12 protein-coding genes and 3 pseudogenes are annotated in these 17,718 nt (G+C 70.6%); 5 read left to right on the forward strand and 10 right to left on the reverse strand.

The genetic code is table 11. The features are described from left to right. Window positions 1–277: 277 nt before the first annotated feature. Window positions 278–5,257, forward strand: coding sequence for a PAS domain-containing protein (locus tag ACFY12_RS14895; RefSeq protein WP_390716175.1), 4,980 nt, complete (start codon window positions 278–280; stop codon window positions 5,255–5,257). 194 nt (window positions 5,258–5,451) lie between these two features. Here ACFY12_RS14895 and ACFY12_RS14900 read toward each other — a convergent pair whose 3' ends face one another. The 3 genes from ACFY12_RS14900 to ACFY12_RS14910 all read right to left on the reverse strand — a co-directional run bounded on the left by ACFY12_RS14900 (window position 5,452) and on the right by ACFY12_RS14910 (window position 7,610). Continuing rightward, window positions 5,452–7,110, reverse strand: coding sequence for a long-chain fatty acid--CoA ligase (locus ACFY12_RS14900; RefSeq protein WP_390716176.1), 1,659 nt, complete (start codon window positions 7,108–7,110; stop codon window positions 5,452–5,454). Window positions 7,111–7,222: 112 nt separating this feature from the next. Next, entirely contained in the window at window positions 7,223–7,351 is a 129-nt protein-coding gene (locus ACFY12_RS14905; RefSeq protein WP_390716177.1) for a hypothetical protein, read from the reverse strand. 58 nt (window positions 7,352–7,409) lie between these two features. Next, window positions 7,410–7,610, reverse strand: coding sequence for a YegP family protein (locus ACFY12_RS14910; protein ID WP_390716178.1), 201 nt, complete (start codon window positions 7,608–7,610; stop codon window positions 7,410–7,412). Between the two features lie 285 nt (window positions 7,611–7,895). Between ACFY12_RS14910 and ACFY12_RS14915 the strand changes: the two genes are divergently transcribed. Continuing rightward, window positions 7,896–8,339, forward strand: a complete 444-nt coding sequence (locus ACFY12_RS14915; protein ID WP_390716179.1) for an RICIN domain-containing protein — start codon at window positions 7,896–7,898, stop codon at window positions 8,337–8,339. Here the strand turns inward: ACFY12_RS14915 and ACFY12_RS14920 are convergent. Next, window positions 8,336–9,166 (reverse strand): helix-turn-helix domain-containing protein, encoded by an 831-nt coding sequence (locus ACFY12_RS14920; protein WP_390716180.1) that lies wholly within the window; start codon window positions 9,164–9,166, stop codon window positions 8,336–8,338. The two genes, ACFY12_RS14915 and ACFY12_RS14920, sit on opposite strands and share 4 nt — an antisense overlap. A 559-nt stretch (window positions 9,167–9,725) precedes the next feature. Between ACFY12_RS14920 and ACFY12_RS14925 the strand changes: the two are divergent. After that, window positions 9,726–9,872, forward strand: a pseudogene (locus ACFY12_RS14925) (transcriptional regulator); the annotation flags it as partial. After that, window positions 9,869–10,069 (forward strand): DUF397 domain-containing protein, encoded by a 201-nt coding sequence (locus tag ACFY12_RS14930; RefSeq protein WP_390716181.1) that lies wholly within the window; start codon window positions 9,869–9,871, stop codon window positions 10,067–10,069. The pseudogene ACFY12_RS14925 and the gene ACFY12_RS14930, both read left to right, overlap by 4 nt. Here ACFY12_RS14930 and ACFY12_RS14935 read toward each other — a convergent pair. Continuing rightward, the gene (locus ACFY12_RS14935; protein WP_390716182.1) at window positions 10,044–11,180 is read right to left on the reverse strand and encodes a methyltransferase domain-containing protein; all 1,137 of its coding nucleotides are present in this window, start codon (window positions 11,178–11,180) and stop codon (window positions 10,044–10,046) included. The genes ACFY12_RS14930 and ACFY12_RS14935 overlap by 26 nt on opposite strands. Before the next feature lie 310 nt (window positions 11,181–11,490). Beyond that, complete coding sequence (locus ACFY12_RS14940; RefSeq protein WP_390716183.1) at window positions 11,491–12,120, reverse strand: TetR/AcrR family transcriptional regulator C-terminal ligand-binding domain-containing protein; 630 nt, start codon at window positions 12,118–12,120, stop codon at window positions 11,491–11,493. Window positions 12,121–12,261: 141 nt separating this feature from the next. Here ACFY12_RS14940 and ACFY12_RS14945 point away from each other — a divergent pair. Then, window positions 12,262–13,304: pseudogene (locus ACFY12_RS14945) on the forward strand (aldo/keto reductase). A 43-nt stretch (window positions 13,305–13,347) separates the two neighbouring features. On the opposite strand, the gene ACFY12_RS14950 reads toward ACFY12_RS14945, so the two are convergent. The 4 genes and pseudogenes from ACFY12_RS14950 to ACFY12_RS14965 all read right to left on the reverse strand — a co-directional run bounded on the left by ACFY12_RS14950 (window position 13,348) and on the right by ACFY12_RS14965 (window position 17,462). Continuing rightward, complete coding sequence (locus ACFY12_RS14950; protein ID WP_390716184.1) at window positions 13,348–13,881, reverse strand: SigE family RNA polymerase sigma factor; 534 nt, start codon at window positions 13,879–13,881, stop codon at window positions 13,348–13,350. 308 nt (window positions 13,882–14,189) lie between these two features. After that, entirely contained in the window at window positions 14,190–15,356 is a 1,167-nt protein-coding gene (locus ACFY12_RS14955) for a lipid-transfer protein (RefSeq protein WP_390716185.1), read from the reverse strand. A gap of 581 nt (window positions 15,357–15,937) precedes the next feature. Further along, window positions 15,938–16,924: pseudogene (locus ACFY12_RS14960) on the reverse strand (bifunctional MaoC family dehydratase N-terminal/OB-fold nucleic acid binding domain-containing protein); the annotation flags it as partial. A gap of 229 nt (window positions 16,925–17,153) precedes the next feature. Next, entirely contained in the window at window positions 17,154–17,462 is a 309-nt protein-coding gene (locus ACFY12_RS14965; protein WP_390716186.1) for a hypothetical protein, read from the reverse strand. Between the last annotated feature and the right edge of the window lie 256 nt (window positions 17,463–17,718).

Genomic DNA, 17,718 nt, shown 5'->3' on the forward strand with positions numbered 1-17,718 from the left:
GGTGGTCGGCGTCGTGGTCTGTGCCATGGCCGAATTCGCGGTCCGTTTCGTGTGGGAGTGGCGCGGAAGGTCAGGACGAAGGGCATATGAGGGGCACATGTCGGGCGTGCGGTGAGTCGCACCCGGCCGCCGCGTCGCCACCGCATCCTCACCACATCTCCACCGCGTCACCGCCCCGTCATCCGCCTCCGCGTCGCGGGCAAGTGCCCGTAGACTCCATCCCAGCGGTCCGCCCCGGCGGGCCGGCACGGTGCGGTAAGAGGGAGGAAAGCGTCTCGTGAGCAGCAGGCCATCCCGAGGCGCTGCTCGCCTCGCAGCCATACTCGACGCCCTTCCCGACGCCCTGTTGCTCGTCAACTGCAACGGAACGGTCGTCAACGCCAACGCCATCGCGCTGGAGACCTTCGAGGCGCCGGGCACGGCCCTGGTGGGGCGCGGTCTGCTGGATCTGCTGCCGTCGTTCGACTCCAAGCGCATTCCGGGCTCGATGCGGCGTCACGACGAGGAGAGCGAAGGCGGCCGGACGAAGCCGACGCGGATGGTGGCGCGGCGTACGGACGGAACCGAGCTGCTGGTCGAGGTCACCAGCGCCAACCTGGAAGACGGGCGGACGCCGTACGAGTCCGCCTTCGAGGCCGCGTACGCCGACCACCGCAACGGCTATACGGGCGATGAGCTGCTGATGCTCGTCGTACGCGATCTGACCGGCACCCTGGACACCGAGACCGAGCTGGCCCGCCAGCAGCGGCAGACCGAGATGATCCTGCGGGCCGCGGCCGAGGGCGTGGTCGGGGTCGACGCCGAGGGCAGGGTCGTCCTCGTCAACCCGTCCGCGGCGCAGATCCTCGGCTACCGGGCGAGCGAGCTGGGCGGCAAGGTGCTGCATCCGCTCATCCACCACTCACGGGCGGACGGTACGGCGCTGTCGTGGGAGGACACCCCGCTTTCCGACACGCTCAAATCCGGGCGCAAGCACCGGGTGCGCGGGCAGGTGCTGTGGTCGAAGGACGGGCGTGCGGTGGCCGTCGATCTGACGACGGCGCCGGTACGGGACGGTGATCAGCTCGTCGGCGCGGTGATGACGTTCACCGACCGGCGCCCGTACGACGCGCTGGCGGCGCGCCACGCGCAGCTCCTGGCCGTACTGGATCAGGCGCTGCGCGGGCCGCTGGAGGAGCTGAAGGGCGAGCTGGGCGCGCTCGCGGCCGACCCGGCCGGCCAGCTGTGGCCGGAGGCGAACCAGATCCTGCACCACCTCGCGGCCGGTCACGCCCGGATGACGACGCTGGTGGACAACGTCCTGAGCTACCAGCGGCTGGACTCCGGCAAGGAGAAGCTCCACCGCACGAAGGTTTCGCTGGATGCCGTGGTCGCGGCGGGCGTGGAGGGCGCGATCGAGCTGATCGGCCCCGACCGGGCGCAGTTCGCGGTGCATGCGCCGCCGATAGAGGCGACGGTGGACGCGGAGCGGCTCGCGCAGGCGCTGTCGCATCTGATCGCGGACGTCGCGGGCGTGGATTCGACGGGACGGATGCCGGTCGGGCCGGGCGGTCGGGGCGCTCGGGGCGGTCGGGGCGGTCAGGTCCGTCACGGTGGTGCGGGAGGCGCCGGCGGGCCGGGGGGCCCGGCAGGTTCGGCAGCTTCGGGCAGTGGGACGGTTGCGGTCCCCGGGGACTCGACGATCGTGGTGGCGGCGGCCCAGCGCGGCGATGTCGTACGGATCGAGGTGCGCGGGCCGTTCGGCGGCGGCGACCCGGTCCATGAGCCGATCGTGCGCGGGATCGTACGGCGGCACGGCGGGCTGATGCAGACGCATGAGGTGCCGGGCGGCAGCCAGGGCGGCCCGGGCACGGGTGGCAGCGCGTACGTGCTGGAACTGCCGGTCGCGGCGGACGGCGCGGCGATGCCGGATGCTCCGGATGCGGCGGAGGCGGGCTCGGTCGGTGCGACGGGATCGGTCGGTACGGGCTCGGTCGGTGCGACGGGAGCGATCGGTACGGGCTCGGTCGGTGCGACGGGAGCGATCGGTACGGGCTCGGTGGGCATGGGCTCTGCGGGTATGGGCTCGGTGGGCCAGGGGGACGTGGGAGCCACTCGGGCCGGCGCACAGGCCGGGGAGGATGAGAAGGCGGAGTCCCCGGAGACGGCGGGGGCGACGGGCGCGACGGGGGCGTCGGGAGCGGCTGTATCGGCCGCCGGGGCTCGGGGGACGCAGGGCGCCCAGGATGTCCGGGGAGACCAGGGTGCTCGGGGTATCCAGGGCCGTACGGGCGGTGGCTCGGGCGGTGCGGGAAGCGCGGACGGTACGGCGCGGCCGAGCGGGCGGCGGGCCCGTCGGCCGGTCGCGGAGCAGGGTGCCGAGGGGCCGCAGGGGGCCGGAGCCGAGGGCGACCGGACAGCGGTGGGCGGCTCGCGGGAGGGGGACGCCGGCCCAGGCGGTGGCCAAGGCGGTGGCCAGGGCGGTGACTCGGGCAGGCGGCAGGGTGCGGACGGTACGGGGCTGCCGTCGGGCGTTGCGGGGGCCGAAGCCGTACCGCCGACCGGGCGGCGTCGGGCCCGGCAGAGTGTGACAGAGGGCGGTGGGCCGCCGGAACCGCCCACCGGAGCAGCCCGGGCGGGCCAGGCAGGTCAGGCGTCCCCGGTATCCGACCAAGCGCCCGAACAGCAGGGGCAGAGGCAGGGGCAGGGGTCCGGGGCGGCTTCGGCCGCCGTTCCGGCACGCCCGCATATCCCGGCCCAGGCTCCGGCAACGGGTCAGGCCCCGGCTGCGGGTCAAGCCTCAGGGGCGGCGCAGCAGGCGCATGTCCCGGGGCAGGCGCAGATTCCAGGCCAGGCGGCACACGCCCACGACCAGGCACATATCCACGGCCAGGCGCACGTCCCCGGTCAGACGCAGGTTCCCGGTCAGACGCAGGTTCCGGGCGGGCCGGAGGGGCTCGGGCCCGTACAGCCGACCGGCCGTCGAGCGCGCCGGGCGCTGGCCGAAGCATCCCAGCGTTCCGCACAGGGCGACCATCGCTCCGCCGCCCAGGGCGAGCATTCCGCACAGGCGGCCGCCGCGGCCCAGTCGCCGGCCGGTGCACGTACCGCCTTTGCGCTGCCGCCCGCCGCCGCGGATCAGACGCCGGAGCCGGCGCGGTCGGGGCTCCCAGCGCTGCCCGCAGCCGCCGAGCAGGTACCGGCACAGGCGCCCGATCCGCAGGTCGGTGCCGGAACGGGGCGCCGCCGTGCGCGTCGGCCGGTGGCCGCGGGTCCGGAGGCCACCGCGTCCACCGGACCGTCGGGATCCCAGCAGGACGCCATCACCGGCCTCAGCCCCACCACAGGTCCCGGCCCCAGTGCCGACCGCACTGCTCCTGCTCCGCAAGGGAATTGGGGCGACGAGCCGACCGGCCGTCGGCGGGCCAGGCGTGCCGCCGCCGAAGAGCGGGCGGCGGCCGCGATGGCCGACTCGGAGTCGTCCGGCACCTTCGTCGCGGGCCCGGACGGGCTGGAGGCACAGCCGGACGGACCTGCCGCACCGACCGGGCCTGCCGCACCGACCGGACCTGCGGAACTGACCGGTCCTGCTGGGCCTGCGGGGCAGACGGGGCCTGCCGACCCCAACGTTCCAGCTCAGGCGACCGACACGGCCACCGGGACAACCCCCGGCATCGCCGCGCCCCCCGCTACAGACGCACGTTCCACCGGCGGCACGCCCCCCACGCAGACACCCGCACAGACACCCGCACAGCCCCCCACGCAGACACCCGCGCAGGCCCCCGCCCCCACCGGCCGCCGCCGCGGTCGTCCCAGCCCCGCCGAAGAGGCCACGGGCCAGGCCCCCGTACCCGCACCAGGCCGACCGGTGGCCCCGCACCAGCAGCCGCTGCCGCCCACCGCGGAGGACGACGGGCGCTCCCCCGACGGGCACGCCCCCGGCGGGCGGGCGTTCAGCGTGCGCACGCTCGGCCAGGGCGTACCGTTCGCCGACCAACTCGCCGACCAGCAACGCCCCACCAGCCAACAGCGCCCCACCAACCAGCAGCGCCCGCTGACGGACCAGCGACGCCCGCTCGGCGACCAGCAGCGCCCGCCGGTGCCGCCGCCCGGCAGCAGCCCCACCCAGGCCGGAGGGACGCTGCCCGGCAGCACCCCGCCCGGAGGGACGTCCGCCGGTTCGGGCCGCCGCCGGAAGCTCGCCACGCCGCCGCAGGACGGTGAGCGGAGGGCCGCCACCGACCCCGCGCAGTCCGAGGCGCGCCCGCACCCAGCCGGCTCGCAGCCGTCTCAGCCCCCGCAGCCCCCGCAGCCGGACCGGAAGCCCTCACCACCCCAGCAGCGCCACCCACATCAGCCACATCAGCCACACCAGTCGCCTCAGTCACGTCAGCCGCATCAGCCGCATCAGCCGCATCTGATGGACGCCACCGAGGGCCGAGCCTTCGCGATCTCCGCGCCCGACGAGGGCAGTGAGGGCCCCGAGCCGCTCGACGGCCCGAACGGCGCCGTAGAGGTGATGGACCGTCAGCCGCCGCCGATGGACGACGAGCTGCCGCCGGAGCCACTGGACAATCCGCGTCGGCTGCTGGTCTGGCCGGCACCCGATGTCGCCACCCAGCAGGCGCTGAGCGACCGCGGCTACCGCCCGGTGATCGTCAACTCCCGCGAGGAGGTGGACGCGCAGATCGCCGCATACCCGGCGGCGCTCTTCGTCGACCCGCTGACCGGGCCGATCACCCGTACCGCGCTGCAGTCGCTGCGCCAGGCAGCGGGCGCGGCCGAGGTGCCCGTACTGGTGACCGCCGGCCTGGGGCAGGCCACCCTGGAGGCCGCGTACGGTGCGGACCCGGCCGTCCTGCTCAAGGCGCTGGCCCCGCCCGACACCGACGGGCACCCGCCGCGCGTCCTGCTGATCGAGCAGAACGACGCCATCGCGGGCGCGCTGACCACCTCGCTGGAGCGGCGCGGCATGCAGGTCGCACGGGCCGGCACGGACACCGAAGCGGTCACCCTCGCGGCACAGATGCGGCCCCATCTCGTCGTCATGGACCTGATGCAGGTACGCCGTCGACGGGCCGGCATCGTCGACTGGCTGCGTGCCAATGGGCGGCTGGACCACACTCCGCTGGTCGTCTACACGTCCGCCGACATGGACCCGGCGCAGCTGCCGCGCCTGGCATCCGGCGAGACGGTGCTCTTCCTCGCGGAACGCTCGACGAGCACCGAGGTGCAGTCCCGCATCGTCGACCTACTCGCCAAGATCGGCACGAACTAGCGCCTGATCGGCACGCATTCACGTCGGTCACGAACGAACGGCGGTGGGGCCCAGGCCGACAGCCAAGGCCCCACCGAAACCCCCCAACCCCCAACCTCCAACCCCCACCCCCAACGCACAAGCACCCGCCACCCAGCACGCAGCACGCAGCACGCAGCACCCCAACGGCTATCTGCCCCTCACCGACCGCCCCCTCACGCCAACAGCGTCACATCCAACTCCCCCTCTGCGTACTGCTTCCGCAACACCTTCTTGTCGAACTTCCCCACGCTCGTCTTCGGCACCGCCGGAATCACCGCCCACCGCTCCGGCAGCTGCCACCGCGCGATCCGCTCGCCGAGGAACGCCCTCAGCTCCTCGTATCCGATCGTGGCCCCCTGGTTCAGCACCACGGTCGCCAGCGGCCGCTCGCCCCACTTGTCATCCGGTACGGCGACCACCGCGGCCTCCGCGACATGCGGATGCGCCATCAGATGGTTCTCCAGCTCGACCGAGGAGATCCACTCCCCGCCCGACTTGATGACGTCCTTGGCGCGGTCGGTGAGGGTCAGATAGCCGTTGGGGGTGATGGTGCCGACATCGCCGGTGCGCAGCCAGCCGTCCGGGCTGAACTTGTCCTCGGGGCGGAGCGGTTCGCCGTTCGCACCCCCGTAGTACGCGCCCGCGATCCACGGCCCCCGTACCTCCAGCTCACCGGCCGACGCGCCGTCCTTGGGGAGTTCCTCCCCGCCCGGCCCGATCAGCCGCGCCTCGACAGAGGCGGGGAAACGTCCCTGGGTGGCCCGGTAGCCCCACTCCTCGTCCTCACCGACGCCCGCCGGCGGATGCGAGACCGTACCCAGCGGAGAGGTCTCGGTCATCCCCCAGGCGTGTACGACGCGGATGCCGTGCCGCTCCTCGAAGCCACGCATCAGGGCCGGCGGGCAGGCCGAGCCACCGATGACGACCGTACGCAGACAGGCGACATCGCGCCGCTTGGCGTCCAGTTCGACGAGCAGGCCCTGCCAGATGGTGGGCACTGCGGCGCCGACGGTGGGGCGTACGGTCTCGATCATCTCGGCGAGCGGGGCGGGCTGCAGGAAACGGTCCGGCATCAGCAGCGAAGCCCCGGCCATGAACGCGGCGTGCGGCAGACCCCACGCATTCACATGAAACATGGGCACTACGGGCAGGGTGATGTCGCGTGCGGTGAGCGCGAACGCCTCGGCGGTGTTGACCTGGAGCGAGTGCAGATAGAGCGAACGGTGGCTGTAGAGCACGCCCTTGGGGTCGCCGGTGGTCCCGGAGGTGTAACAGAGCGCCGCGGCCTCCCGCTCGTCGAGGTCCGGCCAGGCATAGCTCTCCGGCCGCCCGGCGATCAGCTCCTCGTAGTCGTGCACCCGCGCCCGCGCGCCCTCCAGTACGGACCTGTCCCCCGGGCCGACGATCACGAGGTGCTCGATCTTCGGCAGCTGCGGCAGCAGGGGCGCCAGCAGCGGCAGCAGACTCCCGTTGACCAGTACGACCCGGTCCTCGGCGTGGTTGATGATCCACACCAGCTGCTCGGCCGGCAGCCGCAGATTGAGGGTGTGCAGCACCGCACCCATGGAGGGGATGCCGAGGTACGCCTCCATGTGCTCGGCGTTGTTCCACATCAGCGTCCCGACGGCCTGCCCCTCCCCCACTCCGAGGTCATCGCGCAGGGCGTGCGCGAGCTGGGCGGCGCGGGCGCCGATCTCGGCGAAGCTGCGGCGGTGCGGTCCACCATCGTCGTCGCCCGTCCAGGTGATCACCTGGGACCGGCCGTGGACCGTCGATCCGTGGTCCAGAATCCGCGAGATCAGGAGCGGTACGTCCTGCATCGTGCTGTACACCAGGGCCTCCCAGAGATTCCCAGAGATGGAGCCGGAACGGATCCCGGCCGTTACGCGGAGGTAGCAGGCGTAACTGCCTGGTGATTCTGCTGGCGTATCCGGTGGTATGTCACTAGTCGACAAGCACGAGGCTGGTTTCTTCCCGCTGTCCGGTCACGTCTTGCGTGTCGCCCAGCCGGACAACCTCCGTGGCCTCGAAGGCCCGGTTCACCACGGACGGCTTGCAGAGCATCGGCGCCACCGCGTCCTCCAGGCGGGCCGGCACCAAGGGGCCGACCCGACCGGGAACTGGGCAGCGCTCAGGCGCGGTGCAGCGCGGGGCTGGAGACCTCCTTGATCGGTGCAGTCGGCGCATTGTTCTTCACGGACTGGATGCCCTTCTCGCAGGCGGCCTTTGAGTTGTACGCCTCGCCGACGGCGATGATCTCGCCGTTGCCCGCCTTCAGCCGGAAGCGGTGCTTGCCCGCCTTGTCCTGGTACAGCTCGAACGTGCCAGCCATACTGCCTCCATAAATCGAAGAAACTTGCGCTTCCAGGAACTCACCCCGCAGGCGAAGGGGCAGCTTCGAATGCGCCGTGCGGGTGAGCCGGCGCAGCGGTGCGGGTGGGCCGACCTGGGAGCCGGCGCCGTCCTTGCCGTCCCCGTGAGGTGACGGGTCTTGCCGTCCCCCCCCCGTGAGGTGGCGGGAATCGATGCGTAGAGGTGAGGAGTTGTGGACGATCTCTGCCGGGTGCGGTTACGTTCCGCCTCCGGGGCGGATGCAGCCCCCTCAGAGAGGACGCGCATGACCGTGATCAAGGGCTTCCACACTCTCACCTCCGTGAACAGCGGCCGCCTGCTGGACGTCGCCGGTGCCGGAACCAAGGACGGCGCCAACGTGTACCAGTGGGAGGCCAACGGCACCGACGCCCAGATATGGGAGTTCCTTCCCGCAGGCGAGGAGGCCGTGTACTCGCTGCGCGCTCGATGCAGCGGCAAAGTCCTGGACGTCGAGGGCAACGCCCGCCACGACGGCGCCAACATCCACCAATGGACAGCTGACGAGAACTCTCCCAGCCAGCTGTGGCGGCTCACCTCGCTGGGCGATGACGTCTACACACTCACCAACGTCCACAGCGGCAAGGTCCTGGACGTCGCCTGGGGCAGCAAGGACAACGGCGGCAATGTCATCCAATGGCAGACCAACGGCGACGACAACCAGAAGTGGCGAATTCAGCCGGCCGGCTAGCAGGTAGCGAGCGGACTACTCCGCCCTGAGTGCCCGGCCGACGCCTCCGACGCCTCCGATGCGGCCGATGCCTCCGATGCCTCCGATGCCCGACAGTCGCGGCAACGGCCGGGCACCAGAGCCCGAAAGGCCCGTTCACAGCCGTCGCAGGTCTGCCAGGGGTGGGGGCGGGTGGCCGCTGACGGTTCCGCGAGTGGCGGCGGGAGAAGTTCACGGAGGCGGTGGGCGATCAGGGCGGCCGGCTGATGGATGGGTTCCGGCAGCTTGGTCATCAGAGCCCTGCGTACGTCGTCCGGGGAAGCGCCGCGCTCCAACCAGGCGGCCACGTCAGGCGCCAGGCGGTGGACGTCGCGTACGGAGAGCAGGAGGCGGGGGTCGTGGCGGCGAAGGTTGGCGAGCAGGGCGACGGCCGGAGGGGAAGCCGGGGCGGGCTTGGGCTGAGGCTTGGCCTTGGGGACGGCTGGGGCAGGCTCCTCAGAGACCGGTGCAACTGCCTTACGGCGGGCCGGACGAGCACCTTCCCGAGCGCGGCGGGCGCGGGTGGCCTTGGGGTTGTTGTAGTAGTTCGTGACAGTGATGATCCTGCCGTCCGGCATACGCTGCCGGACGCGTTCCAGGTAGCCATACGCCTCCAACTCCCGCAGGGCGGCGGCAATCCGATCCCGTCCTTCGCGGGACTGCTGGGCGAGCGTCCGGATATCAACGGGCGCTCCCTCAGGAAGCGACTGGATGTACGTCGCAAGCCCTCTGGCGAGGAATGACAGCTCGCTGTGCTGAGCCAGATGGTTGCCGATGATGGTGAAGCCTGGTTCTTGGAATTCCGTCACCTTGTGGACTCCAGACGGAGATCGTCGAACGACGTACTGGGCGCGCGAGGGCGCGTTAAGCTGCTGCTCAGCCATCAGGAAGCTTTCCTCTTCCTCGGTGGTCAGGCCCTCGATCGGGAAGCCACTCCCGTCCGGGGGCCGTCGCATGTCTGCGGTGTTCGCGGTTGCTGTTGCCGAGCGTGCAACGGCGAGGCGAGCGGAGGCGAGCCCTCCGGCAATCGATCACCCGAGCGAGTGACCCGAACCCATCAGCGCCGGTTGGCCTCGGTTGGGTTTGGTGGGTTGGTTCTTTCTTCCTGTGGTTATTTGGTCTTTTACGAGCCAGCGGCGACGAAAGCCAGGTTTCCGGGCTCTGGTTGACGCCACCCTTCACACCCACAGCGCCAGGTCGAACTCCGCCCAGACCGTCTTGCCGAGGATCGGCCCGCCCGAAGCCCCCCACCGATCGGCGAGCGCGTCCACCAGGATCAGCCCGTGCCCGGATTCCCGTACGCCCGGACCCTGTTGGACCGGGAGCTGGTCGCGCCGGGCATCGGTGACCTGAATACGGAGCGTGTCCGCGTCACGGGGCCAGTTCGGCAGCCGTGCTGTCTCCCATCCGAAGGAGATCCGGATCCTTGAACTGCGTTATGGGATCATTTGGGCGCAGGTTCTCACGCCACGGGAGTCACTTGCCTTCATCGAGAAACTGCGGGGAGGGACATGAAGCTCACGTGGACCAAGAGCAGCTACAGCGATAGCAACGAGCGCGACGACTGCATCGAAGTAGCCACCACCGCCACCACCGCCACCACCCCCTCCACCATCCACATCCGCGACTCCAAGTACCTCTACGGCCCCCAACTCCACATCCAGCCGGCCACCTGGACGGACTTCGTCACGTACGCCGCTGCCGAGCGCTGACGGTCGTCCGGCCGTCGGCGGAGACAGACAGCCGCAGCCGGTCAATTCGGGGGCGGCCGGCGGCCACGTACTGCTCGTACGCCTCGACGACCTCGTCCCACAACTTCCTGGCGCCGTACTGGGCCACCGCGAATGTCGACATCTGTCGGCCGTCGTAGTCCACGCTGGCCCAGCTCGTCGCCTGGTCGTCGGCCAACCACAGCCGCGTATGGGTGCCTTCCGCCTCCGTGTCCCAGGAGTGCCATGCTCCCGGCATATGGAGGCCTACAAACAACTGCGCATCGAGGTCGTTTCCGGCCACTGACCAGGGGGAGAGGTCTGTCGTGGACCGCTCGGGGGTCTGGCCGTCGCGCAGTACGTCGCGGCGCAGCTCGACGTCGACCTGTTGGGCCCGCATCAGCATGAACGAGCCGTAGGGAGCGAGCGAGCCCTCGGCGGTGCCGTCTGCCTGTTTGGTGGCGATGAGAGTGCCGTAGTTGCACCACGAGGTGTCCCAGGGCGTGACGATACGGCCGCCCGATGCGGTCTGTTCCAGCCAGGAGGGAGGCACGGTCCGGACAGAGCAGGTGGAGATGACCGCGTCGTACGGGGCGGCGGGCGGCCAGCCACCCGCGCCGTCCGCGCAGAACACCTCCGGCTGCTGCCCGCTCGCCTTCAGAGCCCGCTGGGCCTCGCGGGTCAGCCCTGGATCGACGTCGAGCGAGGTCACGTTCCCGGCACCGAAGAGGTACGAGAGCAGGGCCGCGTTGAATCCGGTACCGGTGCCGATCTCCAGCACACGTTGCCCCCGCCGGCCGTTGAGGGCCATCAGCATACGGACGACCATGCTGGGCATCGAGGCGGAGGACGAGGGAACGCGGTCTCCGTCGGGAAGCTGCGCGAACTGCGTGACGAGGGGGATGTCGCTGTAGGCCGCACGCCACCAGCGGTCGGGGTCCCGCTCGCGGTCGCATGGCTCGTAGCCTCCCGCTCCGTCGCGCAACCACAGCGTGGAGGGGAGGAAGAGGTGGCGAGGCACGGCGCGTAGGGCCGCCTGTAGGTGGGCGGGGACGGGCGAGCCCAACTGGTCGGCGATCTGCTCCAGCAGACCGCCGATAGCTGCCTCGGGCACGGGATAGGCAATCAACGGGCCTACTTCGGCTGCGGTGGCGGAGTCGGCTCCGGAGGCGGGATCGGCCTGCCGGGCTGCTGTCCGTCGTCTCCGATCGGGGAGCGGTGCTTACCCACGTACGCCTCCTTCGTCGGACGTCAAGAGCACCGGAGTGTAGGGCCGCCGGCGCGAGGGCCGATAGGGCACGTTGCCGGATGGCAGGCGTCGAACTGGAGCGGCGGGGGCCGACGACGCAGCCGAATGCAGCCAATTGAGGCCTATTGAGGCAGATGGAAGCCGATGTCGCGGCGCGGGCTTTCGGGAGCCTTCGTCAAGCCGTCGGGCTGACGAAGGCTCCTACCCGTGCCGCTGCGGCCGCGGCTTCGGCGGCACGGTCCGCGCTCGCTTCGTCGAGTGGTTCGCCAGTGGTCAGCAGGCGGTAGTAGAGGGGGGCGGAGACGGCGCGGATCACCTCGCACGTATCGGTCCCCACGGGCAGTTCGCCGCGCTCAACGGCTTGTTGGGCGCAGGGTTCCCACTCCTCGACGCGGGTCTCGTAGAAGCGGTGGAGGGCGGCGGCCGTCTGGTCGTTGCAGGTTGCGGCGGCGATCACGGCCTTGAAGAGTGCACCTTGGCGCGGGTCCGCGAGTGTGCGCTGCACGAGGCGGGCGTTCGCGCGCAGGTCGCCGAGGAGCGTCCCCGTTTCGGTGCGCGGGAGCGATTGCTCGGCCATGTCCGCCAGCAAGTCCGCGATCAGGTTGGCCGGCGTTCCCCAACGGCGGTAGACCGTCGTCCTCCCCACCTCGGCGCGGCGTGCCACCTCTGCGAGGTCGAGCTGGGCGAGGCCGCCCTCCGCGAGCGCGTCTCCGGCGGCTCGCAGCACGGCTGCGCGCACGCGGGCCGTGCGTCCGCCCGGGCGTACGGTCCCTGGATCTGGACTTTCTAGACTCCCCGACTCCATAACGGGAATCCTATTCCATTAAGAGTGTCGACTCTGCTACCTTGAACCCCCCACGTTAACGGGAACATCATCCCGTTAACCATCCTGTTAGTGGAGTCGTCGTCTCACGCCTTCAGAGGAGGCGTGCGGAAAGGATCGGCCATGGAGTACAGAAGGCTGGGCGCGTCAGGACTGATGGTTCCGGCGTTGAGCTTCGGTGCCGGCACGTTCGGCGGGCAGGGCGAGCTCTTCAGCGCCTGGGCACCGTCGACGGCGCGGAAGCGCGCCGCCTGGTGGACATCTGCCTGGAAGCCGGGGTCACCATGTTCGACACCGCGGACGTCTACTCCGCCGGTACCTCCGAGGAAGTACTCGGCGCCGCCATCAAGGGCCGCCGCGACCAGGTCATCATCTCCACGAAGGCCGGCCTGCCGATCGGGGACGGGCCGAGCGACGCGGGGACGTCCCGCTCGCGCCTCATCAGAGCGATCGACGATGCCCTGCGCCGCCTCGGCACGGACTACATAGACCTCTTCCAGTTGCACGCCTTCGACGCGGGGACGCCGGTCGAGGAGGTACTTTCCACGCTCGATGACCTCGTTCGGAGCGGGAAGCTCCGCTACACCGGGGTCTCGAACTTCGCGGGCTGGCAGCTGATGAAATCCCTCGCCACGGCGGACCGGCACGGCTATCCGCGTTACGTGGCGCACCAGGTCTACTACTCCCTCGTCGGCCGCGACTACGAGTGGGATCTGCTGCCGCTCGCACTCGACCAGGGCGTCGGGGCTGTCGTATGGAGCCCGCTGGGGTGGGGACGGCTGACCGGCAAGATCCGCCGCGGGCAGCCGCTGCCGGCCGAAAGCCGACTGCACCAGACCGCGGAATACGGCCCCCCGGTGGCGGACGAGCTGCTGTTCCGGGTGGTGGACGTACTGGATGAGATCGCGCAGGAGACCGGGAAGACCGTGCCCCAGATCGCCCTCAACTGGCTGCTGCGGCGCCCGACCGTCTCGTCCGTCATCATCGGAGCCCGCAACGAGGCGCAGCTGCGGCAGAACCTCGGTGCGGTCGGATGGACCCTGGCCGACGACCATGTGGCGAGGCTTGACGCCGCGAGCGCCAAGAACGCCCCGTACCCTCACTTCCCCTACGAGCGCCAGGAGGGCTTCGCCCGCCTCAATCCCCCGGCCGTGCAGACCCGTTAGGCCCTCTCCCCGCAGGCCCTGGGCCCTGTCGTGACGACAGGACCTAGGCGATCATGGCCAGCTCCGGGTCCTCCCGGAGTTTGGCCAGGGCGCGGGAGACGGCGCTCTTGACCGTGCCGATCGAGACCTCCATGATCTCGGCGGTCTGGGCCTCGCTGAGGTCCTCGTAATACCTGAGGACGACCATGGCCCGCTGACGGGCGGGCAGCCGCATCACCGCTCGCCACATCGCATCACGCAGTCCCGCCAGCTCGGCCGGGTCCGGAGCGGGCAGCGGGTCCGGCTCGGGGAGCTCGTCGACGGCGTACTCCTCGACCTTCCGTTTGCGCCACTGGGAGGTACGGGTGTTGATCAGCGCGCGGCGGACATAGCCGTCCAGGGCGCGGTGGTCCTCGATGCGTTCCCAGGCGACAAAGGTCTTGGCCAGGGCGGTCTGGAGGAGGTCCTCGGCGTCGTTCGGGTTGGCGGACAGGGACCGCGCGGCACGCAGCAGAACCGGCCCCCGGGCCCGTACGTAGGACGAGAACGACGGGAACACAGCGGCGGTCGAAGCGCTGGTGCACACAGGCGTGGTCATGGATTCCACGCTAGAAGCGAGGGGGGTCCCAACGGATCGGCCCCAGGTGCCGAAGCCGCCTCCGTCTCAAGACGTACAGGTAGGGGTGACCCCACCTCCTTTGGGGGGATGGTCGGGGGCGGGGTATCTCAGGGTGGGGGAATGCCTGGGGAGGCTGTGGGTCACCGGCTGGCAGCGAGAACTTGCGGTGAGAACTCGCGGTGAGTGCCCGCCCCGCATCACCGCCCCCATCACCGGCTCGCGCGTCACCGGCTCGCATCACCGCCCCCGTCACCGGCTCGCGTCACCGCCCCTGTCACCGGCTCGCGTCACCGGCTCGCGGTGAGGATCAGTCCCGAGGTCGGGACTCCCGTCCCCGCCGTGACCAGGACATGGGCGGCGTCCGGAGACTGGTTCACGGACGTCCCGCGGAGTTGGCGTACGGCCTCGGCGATGCCATTCATGCCGTGGAGGTAGGCCTCGCCGAGCTGGCCGCCGTGGGTGTTGAGGGGGAGGGTGTCCGCGGCGACGAGGTCGGCGGCCTCCCCGGGAGCACAGAAGCCGAATTCTTCCAACTGCATCAGGACGAACGGGGTGAAGTGGTCATAGAGGATGGCGACGTCGATATCGGCAGGGGTGAGGCGGGAGGTGCGCCAGAGCTGGCGGGCGACCACGTTCATCTCCGGCAGGCCGGTCAGGTCGTCACGGTAGAAGCTGGTCATCTGCTCCTGGGCGCGGCCGGCGCCCTGGGCCGCGGCGGTGATCAGGGCGGGCGGACGGCGGAGATCCCGGGCGCGCTCGGAGGTCGTCACGACGAGCGCCTGGCCGCCATCCGTCTCCTGGCAGCAGTCCAGCAGGCGCAGCGGCTCGACGATCCAACGCGAGGCGGCATGGTCGGCGAGGGTGATGGGCCTGCCGTGGAAGTACGCGGCCGGGTTGCGGGCGGCGTGGCGGCGGCCGGTGACGGCGACCCGGCCGAACGCCTCGGACGACAGGCGGTAGGTGTGGAGGTAACGCTGGGCCGCCATCGCGACCCAGGAGGCGGGGGTGAGCAGGCCGAAGGGGAGGTACCAGCCGAGCGCCGCGCCTTCGGCGGTCGGCTCGCGGTGCTGGACGCCGGAACCGAATCGGCGGCCCGAACGTTCATTGAACGCGCGGTAGCAGACGACGACTTCTGCGATTCCGGTGGCCACGGCCAGCGCCGCCTGCTGGACGGTGGCGCAGGCCGCGCCGCCGCCGTAGTGGACGCGGGAGAAGAAGGAGAGCTCGCCAATGCCGGCTGCTTGCGCAAGGGTGATCTCGGGGGTGGTGTCCATGGTGAAGGTGACGAGGCCGTCGACGTCGGCCGGGGCGAGACCGGCATCGTCGAGGGCGGCGTGTACGGCCTCCACGGCGAGCTTCAGTTCGCTGCGGGCGGAGTCCTTGGAGAACTCGGTCGCGCCGATACCGGCGATGGCGGCGCGGCCGGAGAGGGTGTCGGCGCGGCGAAGGCTCACGCTGTCGCCCCAGGCATCCGCTCCATCGGCGCTTCCTGCGCCCCCTGCGTCCCCTGCGCCCCATCCGCCTCTGCCGTCTTCGCCGCCGCTGTCCGCGCCTCTGCGGTCCTCGCCGCCGCTGTCTGCGCCGTGACCGTGCCGGTGACGTGTCGGCCGATGCCGTTCGTACCGACGACGCGGATGTCGATGACGTCCCCGTCACGGGCGACGACGGTGCCGGTCAGGGTCATGGTGCCCCCGGGATAGTTGGGCGCGCCGAGACGGATCGCGACCTTGCGCAGGACGGTGGCCGGCCCGAGGCAGTCGGTGACGTACCGCCCGACGAGCCCGTTGGTCGTCAGGATGTTCATGAAGATGTCCGGCGCCCCTTTCGCGCGCGCGAGCTCGGCGTCATGGTGTACGTCCTGGTAGTCCCGCGAGGCGATGGCACCCGCCACGATCAGCGTGCGGGTGACGGGAATCTCCAGCGGCGGCAGAGCGTCACCGATGTTCACGCTTCCCCCCTCAAGGTCCCTCTCCTCCTCAACGCCCTCAACGCCCTCGTCGCACTCAACGCCCTCGCCGCACTCAACATCCTCGTCGCCCTCACCGAGGACCCTGAAGACCGGAAGCTCCAACTCCTCATCCACCCGCCGGAATTCGAGCCGCACCGGCATACCGATCCGCACCTCCCCGTACGGCACCCCCACCACGTCGCTGACCATCCGCACGCCCTCGGCGAGCTCGATCAGCCCCACCGCGTAGGGCGGGTCGAAGGCCGGGAAGGGCGGGTGGTGCATGACAACGTACGAGTAGACGGTGCCGTCCCCGCATGACTGAACCGTGTCCCAGTGCTGCGACCCGCAGGCATGGCAGCCGGGCAGCCAAGGGAAGCGCAGTGTGCCGCAGCCGCCGCACCGCTGGATCAGCAGCCGGTGCCGGGACACGCCCTCCCAGAAGCCGGCATTGTCCCGGTTGATCACGGGGCGGGGCCGTCGGGGGCGTCGAGACACTTCGAGATGCCCCACCTCCTGGACGTCCGATTTCCTTTGCCCGGGTACGTACTTGAGGATGCGGAAGCGGTGCGTCCCCGCCAGCTCCCCGTTCGCCCGGACATTCATCCGCGTCGTGACGAAGTGCCCCGCCCCCAGCTTGGTCGCCTTGCGTTCCGACACCGACTCGATCACCACGTCGAAGGTGATCCGGTCGCCCGGACGCAGCGGCCGCAGATACTCCTGCTCACAGTCCGTCGCGACCACCGAGGTGTAGCCCGCGCCATCGAGCAGCCCGAACAGCCCGCCGTACGCGGCCGAGCGGTCGGTGTGCCCGGAGAGGCCGCCCATCGTCCAGGCCTGGAGCATCGTCGGCGGGGCGATGGCGTCCGGACCTTCGTACGCCGGGTTGGCATCGCCCATCGCCTCGCACCAGTGCCGGATCATCGGGGCGTTCACCGGATCCTTGCCGACGCCCGTGGTGGCGGCCGACACACCCTCGTACGCCTTCAACCGCTCATAAAGACCACCCGGAACACGGGGACCACCCGAAACACGGGGACCACTCGGAACACGAGGACCTCCCGACTTCGCCATACGGTCGCCCCCTCCATCCTCCGCTCTCCGTCCCTACGCCCCTCCGTCCCCCAACCGCCCCCCGCCCGCATGCCGCCAAACAAACAAGCGAGCGGGTTCCTGACTGTCCGTCAGAAACCCGCTCACTGTCAAGGCCGACACCATGAACCCCAGAGCGACCCCATCGCCCTTCGCGCCGACCCCGATACATCACCCTTCAGTCAGCCGCTCTCCCCTTGGCGGCGCCGGGTCAGTCCTTGTCGCCGCCGAAGTTGAGGGTGGCGTTGGTCTGGTCGACGTGGGTGAATCCGTCGCCGCTCACGCTCGCGGTGCTGTTCGGAGTGGTGGAACCGGCACCGTTGGCGACCAGCTGGCCGGCGGTCGAATTGCCGTTGTTGGTGCCACTGATATCGGTCCCGCCCTGGCTCGTGACCAGCGAGTTCGACCCATGATCCGCAAATCCGCCGTTATCGGCCTGCGCCACACCGGAAAGCAGCGAAACCGCGAAGGGCAGCGCTGCGGCCACGGCAATGGCGCGAGCGGTACGAGTACTTGCCATGTCTATTCCTCCCACGGAACACGCATGAACTCCACTGAACTCCACATGACCATCGCGCAGTTGGCCGGCCGGCTACCGCGATGTTCGCCGTGACGTCGCGACGTCGCGACCCCAGGATTGCCCACCGAATCCCCGGCGAATCCGCCACACAGGGGTGATTCCCCCGCAAGCATGAGGACCCCGAGCTAAACCCCTACCGCATCACGCCCCCCGCAGGCGCCCCCTCACCCACGCCCCCCGGCGTGCACACCATCCC

The organism is Streptomyces sp. NPDC001339 (assembly GCF_042895955.1).
Classification (GTDB): Bacteria; Actinomycetota; Actinomycetes; order Streptomycetales; family Streptomycetaceae; genus Streptomyces.